Consider the following 10,405-nt stretch of genomic DNA (forward strand, 5'->3'; position numbering starts at 1 on the left):
TTCCGCCAGGCGGTTGAGGGTCTCCTCGGTGCGGCGCTGGGCTTCAGCCAGCTCCGCGATGCGGCGATCGGCCTCCGCGCGGGCTTCCGCAACCTCCTTCCGCAATTTCGTCAAAGCCGCCGCATGCCGTCGCTGGTCCTGAGCCAGCTTCCGAACCGTCTCAGCCAGCGCCGCCAGGGTCTTCTCCATCCGCCCCAGCCGAACGGACAGCCGTCGATGCGCCCGGGGAAGCTGCTCCAGCTCCTCCAGGAGGATCCGCCGGCGCAGCTCCTCCCGCCAGTTGGGATAGCGATCCAGGATCCGCAGGAGATCCTCAAAATCCTTTACGGTGAAAGCCATCCGGTCTCCTTTCCCTGGAAGGAAATCCCGAACACCCTCAGACAGGCGACTCGCCGGCGCGGGACTCGAAGCGCTGCAGGGCCTGCTGCAGGAGATGCTCCCGCAGGCTGAGGGTCAGCTCCCCCCGGGTCCGCTCCAGCGTCCCCCGCACCACATCTGTCGCCCGGCGCAGGTTGCCCGTCAGCGCATCGGGGTAATCCATCGTGATCAGCGTCTCATAGATCTCATCCATCGCCTGAAGCAGGCGCTCCGCCTCTTCAAAGCGATCAGTGCGGATCAGATCCAGGATGCGCCGACGGAGCTCCGTGGCGGCCTCCGCCAGGCCGTTCAAATAAGCAGCCTCTGGGACCCTCAATTCCTGCGGTCCGGGGAGCGGTTGGCCGGTGATGATGGCGTAGACGACGGCAGCCTCCACCCACTCTTTCAGAGCATCCTGCGTATATCCGGCGTAAAGCAGGTCCGGGAAGGGAGCCAGATCCGTCTGCAGGACGAAAGCGGCCTGCCGGGCCTCATGGAGCAGGCGCTGGCCTTCGGCGTATTCCTCCCGATGAACCGCCCGGATGCACAGCGCGCACAGACGGGTCAGCTCTCGACAGCGTGCCAGCGCGGTCTCCCGGGCGGCGTTCTTCGCCTCCAGAGCGGCATGGATTTCACGGGCGATCCCTTCCAGTTCTTTCAGGAGCATAGAAGCGCTCTCAATCCCCACGACGGGGTTCTTCCATAGAGGGGCCGGACAGGAGCCTTTGGCCCCTGTCCGGCCTACCTCCTTCCCCCTACCCCCAGGCCAGAACCGTTCCCCATTGTAGGATCATCATCCGGTGGGCGACAGCCCGATTTCCCCTCCCCGAAGCGGAAAGGGGGCCGGGGGGTCAGGTCCGAGGACTCCTTCCCCTCCCCATCCCCGGCCGTCCCGGCTCAGAACGGGATCTCCTCCTCCTCGATGGATCCGGGCTCCTCCAGCACAGGCTCCTCCGCCTCCACGGCAGGTGGAGCTTCCGCAGGCCGCGGCCCGATGAACACGATGCGGTCCGCCCGCACCTCATAGACCGCCCCCGCTGTCCCATCCGAACGGCGGAAGATCCGCGGGTTGCCCGTTTGCGGATCCGGCCGCAGCCGGCCTTCCACCAGCACCGGGCGTCCCTTCTGCAGATACTGATTGGCGATCTCCGCCTGCCGTCCGAAGACGGAGACCCGGAACCAGATGGTCTCCTCCCGTTGCTCACCGCTGGCATCCCGATACCGGATATTGCTGGCCATCCGGAACGATGTCACGGGCGTCCCCTCCGGCGTGTAGCGCATCTCGGGATCCGTCCCCAGATGGCCCGCGATGATCAGTTTGTGATACATCGCCTCTCCTCCCTCCTTCGGATTTGACATAGAAATTGAGAGAACACACAGGAAACCTGGTTCCCAGTGAAACCGGCCGGACTGGATCCAGAAGTGTGGCGCCCTGCGGCATCCCCTCAAGCCCTACAGGAACATCGGCATCACCACATGCACAAACGACGGATCCCCCACCGACAGGACCTTAACCGGCGACTGCGGTGAGGTCATCTCGAACGCCACCCGATCCCCCTCGATGGCCTCCAGCACATCCATCAGGAATCGAACATTGAACGCGATCTCCAGACGGTTCCCCTCCACCAGCGCATCTATAGCCACGCGGGTTTCCCCTTTTTCCGGCGATCGGGATTGCAGAAGAACCTGACCTGGCCGATTCCCCTCCCCGGGGGTGATCACCAGCCGGACCGCGTTCGAAGTCTCACGGGCGAACACGCTGAGCGCCTTGCAGGCCTTCAACAAGGCTTCCCGGGAGATCTCGACGCGGGTCTCCCAGCGCTTCGGGATGATGGCCTGGAAGTCTGGAAACTGGCCTTCAATCAGCTGGGAAAGCACAGCCGCCCGGCTGAGGCGAAAGCCCACCTGATTCCGCCCGCGGAGGGCCATCATCGACACCGGCTCGGTCTCACCTTTCAGCAAGCGGCCCACCTCCTCGAGAGTGCTCGCCGGGACGATCACCGAGAAGGGGCCCTCCGGGGCGCGCAGGGCCGGCATGGTCTTGACCGAGAGGCGGTAGCCATCCGCAGCCGCCATCGTCAGAACCGTCGCACCCCCCGCTGGTCCTTCCTCCCGACGGATCAGCACACCGGTCAGGATGGGGCGGGTTTCATCGGTGGCGGCCGCGAAGGTCACCTGATCGATCGCCTGCCGGAAGTCCTCTGGATCCAGCGCAAAGCCATCCCCCTCGATGTCCGGCAGAATCGGATATTCCTCCGGGTCCAGCCCTTTCATCGCCGTTTCATAGGATCCACAAACGATGTGAAGCGTCCATGTTTCGCGGTGGACCCGGAGATGGATAGGCTCATCCGGAAGGGCGCCGATGAAGTCCGCCAGAGGCTTGGCAGGAACCGTGATGCCACCGGGCTCCGAGACGAGCGCCTCTTCCCATGTTATGATAGCCAGATTCAAATCCGTTCCCGCCACCTTTAAGCGCCCGGGCTCGGCCTGAAGCAACACATGGGTTAATGTGGGGAGGGTCGCCCGCGAAGGGACTGCCCGGCCGGCCACCGAAAGGGCCCGCTCGAAAGCCGATTGCGCAATGGTCACGTTCATCGGGAAGGACCTCCTGTCCGGGATACGCCTGGAGGTTCGGACAGCCTTCGATGGCCGGCCCGAACCCCAAAGCATATTTTTTCTCCTCCCTCCCGTGGTCCAAAGGGTCACAGGAAGGATGTCTTATTCTTTTTGATTATAACGGGTTTTGGGGCTGAAATAGACCGTTCCGGCTTTCAGAGGAAGATGTGGGGAATTCCCTCAGCGCGCCCGCCGGAGCCCCAGGCGTTGCGCCAGGAAGACGGCCAGCGCCTCGAGCTCCTCAAACCGGAAGCACGGAACGCTGGGATCCATGGGGAGATCGGAGACCACCGCCCACCGCTCCTGCAATCCTTCCAGGAGATCCAGACCGGTTTCCTGGCGGACCACCTCGACTTTCGGTGCTGCCTCGGCTTTAAATCCCTCCGCCAGCACCAGATCCAGTCCGCCACATTCCCTTAAGAGCTCTGACAACGTCAGCGGATGGCTCAACCGTCGGGATAGCCAGAGCCAGTGGGGAGTGAGGCCCAGAACGAGCTCGGCGCCCGCCTCCCGGTGACGCCAGGTGTCTTTTCCGGGCTGATCCCACTGCATCTCCCCATGGGGATCATGCTTGATCGTGCCCACCCGCAGTCCCCATCCCCGGAAGATCCGCACCAGACCTTCCAGCACCGTGGTCTTCCCCGATCCGGAGCGCCCGACAATGCAAATCACGGGCGGAAACGCTGAAGACATGGGAGCACCGTCCTTCCCCCCAGGGCTTTACGGCAGTCCCACCAGCACCACACCGATGTCATTGACATTGGTTCCTGTGGGACCCGTGCGGATGAGATCGCCGAGGGCATCGAAGAACGCATAGGCATCATTGGCGTTCAGATGAGCCATCGCATCCAGGCCCAGAAGATCAGCGCGACGGATGCTCTCCCCATCGGCGATGGCACCGGCGGCATCTGTGGGTCCATCGATGCCGTCCGTTCCCATGGAGGCCACCACCACCTCAGGCCAGCCCTGCAGGGCGATAGCGGCCGATAGCACCAGCTCCTGGTTCCGCCCCCCTCGCCCGCTTCCTCGCACGGTCACGGTGGTTTCCCCACCCCACACCACACACGCAGGGCGAGGGACCGGCCGTCCGGTCGTTGCGATTTCCTTGGCGATAGCGGCGATCACCCGAGCGACCTCCCGGGCTTCCCCCTCCACAAAAGTGGAGAGCAGGAACACGTGATACCCCATGCGCGTGGCCTCTTCCAGGGCTGCCTGGGCGGCCAGGCGATTGCTGGCCACAATCACATGGGAAACCCGATGGAAGATCTCATCGCCCGGCTTGGGGGTTTCGGGAATCCTCCCGTGCAGCCCGGCCTCCAGACGTGTGCGCACCGGGAGCGGAACCCGTTCCAGCAGGCCATAACGGTTCAGCACTCGCCAGGCGTCATTGAATGTGGAGGGGTCCGGTGCCATCGGCCCTGAGGCGATAACCGATAGGTCATCCCCCACCACATCGGAAAGCACAAGGGTCAGCACCGTAGCCGGGAAAGCGAAACGGGCCAGCCCTCCCCCTTTGATCCGATCGAGGTGCTTACGAACGGCATTGAGCTCGTGGATCGTTGCGCCCGCGCGCAACAGGAGATCCGTCACCGCCTGGAGATCGCTCAGGCTGATTCCCTCCACCGGCCAGGTGGCCAGCGCGGAGCCCCCGCCGCTGAGGGCGCAGAGGATCAGATCTTCCGGCCCAGCCTGCTCCGCCAGAGCGGCCAGGGCCTGGGCCCCTCGGACGCTGTTCTCGTCAGGCACAGGATGCCCCGCCTCGATCACCACCCAGCGCTCATCCAGCGCTGCAGACAGATGCCCGTATTTGGTCACCAGCACGCCCCGATCCAGCCGGCTGCCCAGCAATACCTGGAGCGCATAGGCCATGGGATAGGCGGCCTTGCCCAGCGCCAGCACGAACACATGGCGATACTGATTCAGATCGAGGCGCTGTTCCCCGACGATCAGCTGCGTCCCCTCCCGACGGACATGGCGTCGCACAGCCGCGCTGGGATCCACCGCCCCCAGCGCGGCATGGAGGATCCGCATCACATTCCTTCGGAGATCCTGGTTTACGCCTCCCTCTGACATGGTCGCCATCTCCTGGTTAAGGAAACTGCCGGGGATCTGTTGCGCCATGATAGTAAGGCCCCTCCCTCCCGGACCTCTCTTCCCCATAAAAATCAATGGGGAGCGCTGGCGAGGTGACTTGAACAGCCCGCCCGGGCCCTCAGCCCTCCTGAGGAGATCCACGGTATAGCGCTCACCCCATGATTATTTTTCACCTCTTTTGAGCCCGGAAAAACGCGCTGGGCGCAGGGGATAGGATCCTCTGCGCCCGACATGCCCTTCCCGCCCCCCATCTCCAAACGCCAGGTCCGGTCTGGCCCAGGGGGAGCCGAGAAAGAAGAGACCCCAAGCCATCAGGCGCCTCAAAAAGACGATCCGCGCGCGGCCTCCCGGTAGTGATCGATCATGCGGCTCAGCGCCATCCAGTCGGAGACCAGACAGACAAAGCCGGTCCCCTCAGGCAGGCAGATGTAGGGTCCGAGCAGCCGGCGGATCCAGCGGGGGGGCAGCGGATAACCCGTCGTCTCGATGACCAGAACCGTGTGATCATAAAAAGGCTCCACCCATCGCCGGTGGCGTCGGGGGATCCGGGGGAAAAGCTCGGAGAACACCGTAGGCCGGGTATTGCGGATCCGCCGATAAGAGACTCGAAGAGCGAAGAAAGGGGCTCTGAAAACCAGCGCCTCCGGCCTCGGCTCCACCCCGGAGATCCGGCTTCCGATCTCAGGGACCAGCCAGACGCCCAGAACCGCCCCGGCCAGAACCAGAAGGAGGGCGTCCTGCTCCGGCGGCCAGGGGTACTCCACCGGTATGAAGAGGGGGAGATAATACAGGGCCAGCGTCAGGAGGGCGGTGAGCAGCGCAGGCCCGCGATACATGCGGGCCAGCCGCTGATACAGCAGAAAAGGAAACCGATGGGGGCGGATCGTCCTTCGCCCCGGCCCCTCGATGGATGGTCGGATCGCCTCCCGCAGGCCGCGCAGGGACATGGATGCAGGAGCCTCATGAAAAAGCCGCGCTGGGTTAATTTAACTCCTGCAATTCTCCAGTGACCATGAAGATCACCCGCTCGGCGATGTTGGTCACCCGGTCCGCGATGCGCTCCAGGTTGTGGGAGATCCAGAGCAGGCGGGTCGCCCGGAAGATCGTTCGCGGATCCTGCATCATATACGTGATCAGCTCCCGGTAGACCTGCTCATCCAGGGCGTCCACTTCGTCATCCCGGGCGACCGCAGCGCGGGCTTTCTCCGGGTCATGCTCCACATAGGCCTCCAGGACCTGCCGCAGCATCTCCTTGGCGATCTGGGCCATGCGAGGGATATCGATGAGCGGCTTGAGCAGGGGCTCGTCCGCCATCTCGATCGTCAGCTTGGCGATGCTTTTGGCGTGATCGCCCATGCGCTCCAGATTGGTGGCGCAGAACATCGCCGCAACAATCGCCCTCAGATCGCTGGCCATGGGCTGCTGGGTGGCGATGGTCTCCAGGCATGCCTCTTCGATCTGATAGCGCATGCGGTTGATCTCCTCATCGAAGGCGATGATCTCCCGGGCCATCTCCACATCCAGCCGCTTCAGGGCCTCAATGCAGCGATCGATCGCCTGCTCCACCATCCCGCCCAATCGCAGCACATCCTGCCGGATGGCACTCAGATCGCGCTCCAGCATCACGCGAGCTTGCATAGGCCCCTCCCCTCCGCTTCCGATCCTGGCTTCCGCATGGTAATTCGGGCGCGCTTTCGGGTCAAACATCCTCTTCCTCCTGCTGTTCGATCCAGCGCCGGAGGATCGACAACAACTCCGCCCGCATCCGATCCCGCACCTCGCGGAACTCCTCCAGCATCCCCTCCTCGTCCCAGGCCCGCCTCCCGGGATCCGGATAGCCGATATGCATGCGCTCGCCCTGCCCGGGCCAGACCGGGCATTCCTCCGCGGCATCATCGCATACGGTCAGGACCAGATCGAAGGGCTGGCCCAGGAACTCGGCCAGCGATTTGCTGCGCTGGCCGGAGATGTCGATCCCGATCTCCCGCATGGCCCGGATCGCCATTGGATGCACATAGCCGGCCGGATGGGTCCCGGCGGAGAAGACCTCCACCCGGTCCCCCAGGGCGGCGCGGATCAGCCCCTCCGCCATCTGGCTCCGGGCCGCGTTCCCGGTGCACAGGACCAGAATCCGCCATTTCCGCCGGCCCATGGCCCCTTACCCGAAGCGGCCGGTGATGTAATCCTCTGTCCGCCGATCCCGCGGACGGGTGAAGATCTGCTGGGTCGGACCGAACTCGATGAGCCGCCCCACCCGATCCTCCCCGGCCAGCATGAAGGCGGTGTAATCGCTCACCCGCGCGGCCTGCTGCATGTTGTGGGTGACGATCACGATCGTATATTCCCGGGCCAGCTCCCGCATCAAATCCTCGATCTTCATCGTGGCGATCGGATCGAGGGCCGAAGCGGGCTCATCCATGAGCAACACCTCAGGCTCCGTGGCCAGGGCCCGGGCGATGCACAGGCGCTGCTGCTGCCCGCCGGAGAGGGTCAGCGCGTTCTGATGGAGCTTATCCTTCACCTCATCCCACAGGGCCGCCGCCCGCAGGCAGCGCTCCACAATCTCATCCAGCCTCCGCCGATCCCGAATCCCCTGGATGCGCGGGCCGAAGGCGACGTTTTCATAGATGCTTTTGGGGAACGGATTGGGCTTCTGGAAGACCATGCCGATCCGCCGCCGGACTTCCACCACATCCACGTCGGGGCCGTAGAGATCCACGCCTTCGAAGAGAACCCGTCCGGTCACCCGGGCGGAAGGGATTAGATCATTCATCCGATTGAAGCAGCGCAACAGAGTGCTTTTGCCGCACCCAGAGGGACCGATGATCGCCGTGATCCGCCGGCGGGGGATCTTCAGGGAAATCCCCTCAATGGCCGGGCGGCCGTTGTAGTAGACCGCGAGGTTCTGCGCCTCCAGGACGATCTCCTCCATGCGCTTCCCCCTACCACTGATAGCGCCGCTGCAGGCGATAGCGGAGATAGATGGCCAGACCGTTCATCGACAGCAACACCGCCAGCAACACCAGGATAGCCCCCGCTGCCCGGGCGTGAAAGCCCGCCTGAGGGCGGGAGACCCAATCGAAGATCTGAATGGGAAGCACAGTGAACTGATCCAAAGGTCCTTTCGGGTCGAAGGAAATGAAGGTGAGGGCGCCAATCGTGATCAGGGGGGCCGTCTCCCCGATGGCCCGGGAGAGGGCCAAGATCATTCCGGTGAGGATGCCCGGGAAGGCCACCGGCAACACCTGATGGCGGATCACCTGCCAGCGGGTGGCTCCCAGAGCGAAAGCGGCCTCCCGCAGGCTCATCGGCACCGCGCGCAAGGCTTCCCGAGAGGCGGCGATCAGAATGGGCAGGATCAGCAAACTCAAGGTGAGCGCTCCGGCCATGACGCTTCGTTCCAGCCTCAGGCCGCGAACGAAGAGCTCGAGCCCTAAGAGACCATAGATGATCGAGGGGACGCCAGCCAGGTTGTTGATGTTCAGCTCGATGAGGCGGGTCAAGCGATTGCGCGGGGCGTATTCCTCCAGATAGATCGCCGCGGCGACTCCCAGCGGCACGGAGAACAGAGCGGTCAGGGCCATCACCCAGATCGTCCCCAGGAGGGCGGATCGGATCCCCGCTCGCTCCGGGAACCGGGAAGGGTAGGAGGTGAGAAAGGACCAGGAGAGCACTCCCAGACCCCGGCGGGCCACGTCGAACAGCAGAAAGGCTAGAACGAGCAAGCCGAAGATCGTGGCCGCCAGCGCCATTCCCTCGAAGAGCTTCCCCATCGTCTCCCGGCGTTGTCGATTTCCCATCCCCTCACCTCCCTTCGCCAGACTATCGATAGATCTCACGATAGCGCTCGATGATCCGCATGGCAATCAGATTGAGGGCCAGGGTGAGCAGGAAGAGCACCAAGCCGACCGCAAAGATCGTCCGAAACTCCAGAGTGCCATGGGGGACATCCCCCAAGCTGACCTGAACGATGTAGGCTGTCATCGTCTCAATCGCCCGGCGAGGGTCCAGGGTCAGGATCGGCCGCTGTCCTGCTGCGATGGCCACAATCATGGTCTCTCCGATAGCCCGGGAGGCGGCCAGGATGAAAGAAGCCACGATCCCAGAGAGAGCCGCCGGGATCACCACCCGAGTCGCCACCTCCAGGCGCGTGGCGCCCAGGGCATAAGCGGCCTCCCGCAGGGAAGCCGGGACCGCATAAAGAACATCCTCGCTCAGAGAGGAGATCAAGGGGATGATCATCACACCCATCGTCAGGCCAGCGCTGAGGGCATTGAAGGCCTCCAGATCGGGAACGATCTGCTTCAGAAGGGGCGTCACTGTGAGCAGAGCGAAATACCCGTAGACCACCGTTGGGATTCCAGCCAAGACCTCCAGGGCGGGCTTCAATACCGCCCGCATGCGGGGTGGTGCATATTCGCTAAGATACACCGCGCTCAGCAACCCCACCGGCATCGCCAGAGCCAGGGCCACCGCCGAGGTCAGGAATGTCCCCACTACCAGTGGCATGATCCCAAAACGCTTCTGAGCGAAAAGAGGCGTCCACTGGGTATCCAACAGGAACTCCCGTAGGGAAACTTGCTGGAAGAAAGGCAGCGCCTCGGCGAGCAGGATGGCCACAATGCCGAGGGTCGTGAACACCGAGACCATGGCCGCGAAGAACAGCACGGCCTGAACCGCCAGCTCCCCTCGCTCCCGCCAGCGAGCGGCCACCCCCCTTTGAAAACGGACAGCGGAGGTCCCCACGGCTGTTCGCGCGGTTATCCCCATCAATCCCCACTCCCATCGTAGCGATATGCGGGGTGGCCCTTGGCCACCCCGCATTTTAGTATAGCGAACCCCATCCCCCGGCGCTCGGCTGGACGGGAACCCGTGCTACTGCTCGGACTTAAGCAGATCCTCGATCGATAACCCAACAGCGGGCTCGCCCTTGAACACCGTCCCCACCCGCCGGCTTTCGAAGCGCTTCCTCGCCAGCTGGTAGACTGAATCCGGGAGTGGAATGTAACCCACTTGCTGGACCAGGGCCGGACCCTGAGTCAGGTAAAACTGAACGAAGGCCTCAACCTCCGGGCGATCCGCTGCCTTTCGATTGACATAGATGAAAACGGGGCGGGAGAGCGGCTGGTAGGTTCCGTTCCGCACCGTCTCCTCTGAAGGCAACACGCACCCATTCCCGCTATCGATGGCCACCAGCTTCACCTTTCCTGGGTTTTCGAGATAATAAGCGAACCCAATGTACCCCAGGGCGTATTTATCGCTCGCCACCCCCTGAACCACCACGTTCGTGTCTACGCTGGCGGTGTAATCCCCGCGGCTGGCTTTCGGTTTGCCTACA

Annotated in this window: 11 protein-coding genes and 2 pseudogenes; all 13 read right to left on the reverse strand. The window is 63.6% G+C overall.

Annotated elements, in window-relative coordinates; translation table 11 throughout:
• Positions 1-339: pseudogene (locus VAE54_RS11155) on the reverse strand (hypothetical protein); the annotation flags it as partial.
• Between the two features lie 37 nt (positions 340-376).
• Positions 377-1,024 (reverse strand): hypothetical protein, encoded by a 648-nt coding sequence (locus VAE54_RS11160; protein WP_322802043.1) that lies wholly within the window; start codon positions 1,022-1,024, stop codon positions 377-379.
• A gap of 230 nt (positions 1,025-1,254) precedes the next feature.
• Positions 1,255-1,686, reverse strand: a complete 432-nt coding sequence (locus tag VAE54_RS11165) for a single-stranded DNA-binding protein (protein WP_088572388.1) — start codon at positions 1,684-1,686, stop codon at positions 1,255-1,257.
• Between the two features lie 123 nt (positions 1,687-1,809).
• Positions 1,810-2,952, reverse strand: coding sequence for a DNA polymerase III subunit beta (gene dnaN / locus VAE54_RS11170; protein WP_322802044.1), 1,143 nt, complete (start codon positions 2,950-2,952; stop codon positions 1,810-1,812).
• Between the two features lie 201 nt (positions 2,953-3,153).
• Positions 3,154-3,666 carry a molybdopterin-guanine dinucleotide biosynthesis protein B gene (mobB, locus tag VAE54_RS11175; RefSeq protein WP_322802045.1) on the reverse strand — a complete coding sequence of 171 codons (513 nt, stop codon included), beginning with the start codon at positions 3,664-3,666 and terminating at the stop codon, positions 3,154-3,156.
• A 27-nt stretch (positions 3,667-3,693) separates the two neighbouring features.
• Positions 3,694-5,004: a glycerate kinase gene (locus VAE54_RS11180; RefSeq protein ID WP_322802046.1), complete on the reverse strand. Its 1,311-nt coding sequence runs from the start codon at positions 5,002-5,004 to the stop codon at positions 3,694-3,696.
• A gap of 383 nt (positions 5,005-5,387) precedes the next feature.
• Positions 5,388-6,014, reverse strand: coding sequence for a hypothetical protein (locus VAE54_RS11185; RefSeq protein WP_322802047.1), 627 nt, complete (start codon positions 6,012-6,014; stop codon positions 5,388-5,390).
• A 34-nt stretch (positions 6,015-6,048) separates the two neighbouring features.
• Complete coding sequence (gene phoU / locus VAE54_RS11190; protein WP_322802048.1) at positions 6,049-6,705, reverse strand: phosphate signaling complex protein PhoU; 657 nt, start codon at positions 6,703-6,705, stop codon at positions 6,049-6,051.
• A 61-nt stretch (positions 6,706-6,766) separates the two neighbouring features.
• Positions 6,767-7,219, reverse strand: a complete 453-nt coding sequence (locus VAE54_RS11195) for an arsenate reductase ArsC (RefSeq protein ID WP_322802049.1) — start codon at positions 7,217-7,219, stop codon at positions 6,767-6,769.
• Between the two features lie 6 nt (positions 7,220-7,225).
• Entirely contained in the window at positions 7,226-7,999 is a 774-nt protein-coding gene (gene pstB / locus VAE54_RS11200) for a phosphate ABC transporter ATP-binding protein PstB (RefSeq protein WP_322802050.1), read from the reverse strand.
• A 10-nt stretch (positions 8,000-8,009) separates the two neighbouring features.
• Positions 8,010-8,867, reverse strand: coding sequence for a phosphate ABC transporter permease PstA (gene pstA / locus VAE54_RS11205; RefSeq protein WP_322802051.1), 858 nt, complete (start codon positions 8,865-8,867; stop codon positions 8,010-8,012).
• 22 nt (positions 8,868-8,889) lie between these two features.
• A complete protein-coding gene (gene pstC, locus VAE54_RS11210; RefSeq protein WP_322802052.1) occupies positions 8,890-9,837 on the reverse strand; it encodes a phosphate ABC transporter permease subunit PstC in 948 nt (315 codons plus the stop codon).
• Positions 9,838-9,942: 105 nt separating this feature from the next.
• A pseudogene (locus tag VAE54_RS11215) lies at positions 9,943-10,405 on the reverse strand (substrate-binding domain-containing protein); the annotation flags it as partial.

The organism is Thermoflexus sp., from assembly GCF_034432235.1.
GTDB lineage: Bacteria > Chloroflexota > Anaerolineae > Thermoflexales > Thermoflexaceae > Thermoflexus.

Bases quoted from the DNA above. Each gene is read 5' to 3' on its own strand.
- VAE54_RS11160 (WP_322802043.1), bottom strand. From the start codon at position 1,024: ATGCTCCTGAAAGAACTGGAAGGGATCGCCCGTGAAATCCATGCCGCT.
- VAE54_RS11165 (WP_088572388.1), bottom strand. From the start codon at position 1,686: ATGTATCACAAACTGATCATCGCGGGCCATCTGGGGACGGATCCCGAG.
- dnaN (WP_322802044.1), bottom strand. From the start codon at position 2,952: ATGAACGTGACCATTGCGCAATCGGCTTTCGAGCGGGCCCTTTCGGTG.
- mobB (WP_322802045.1), bottom strand. From the start codon at position 3,666: ATGTCTTCAGCGTTTCCGCCCGTGATTTGCATTGTCGGGCGCTCCGGA.
- VAE54_RS11180 (WP_322802046.1), bottom strand. From the start codon at position 5,004: ATGCGGATCCTCCATGCCGCGCTGGGGGCGGTGGATCCCAGCGCGGCT.
- VAE54_RS11185 (WP_322802047.1), bottom strand. From the start codon at position 6,014: ATGTCCCTGCGCGGCCTGCGGGAGGCGATCCGACCATCCATCGAGGGG.
- phoU (WP_322802048.1), bottom strand. From the start codon at position 6,705: ATGCAAGCTCGCGTGATGCTGGAGCGCGATCTGAGTGCCATCCGGCAG.
- VAE54_RS11195 (WP_322802049.1), bottom strand. From the start codon at position 7,219: ATGGGCCGGCGGAAATGGCGGATTCTGGTCCTGTGCACCGGGAACGCG.
- pstB (WP_322802050.1), bottom strand. From the start codon at position 7,999: ATGGAGGAGATCGTCCTGGAGGCGCAGAACCTCGCGGTCTACTACAAC.
- pstA (WP_322802051.1), bottom strand. From the start codon at position 8,867: ATGGGAAATCGACAACGCCGGGAGACGATGGGGAAGCTCTTCGAGGGA.
- pstC (WP_322802052.1), bottom strand. From the start codon at position 9,837: ATGGGGATAACCGCGCGAACAGCCGTGGGGACCTCCGCTGTCCGTTTT.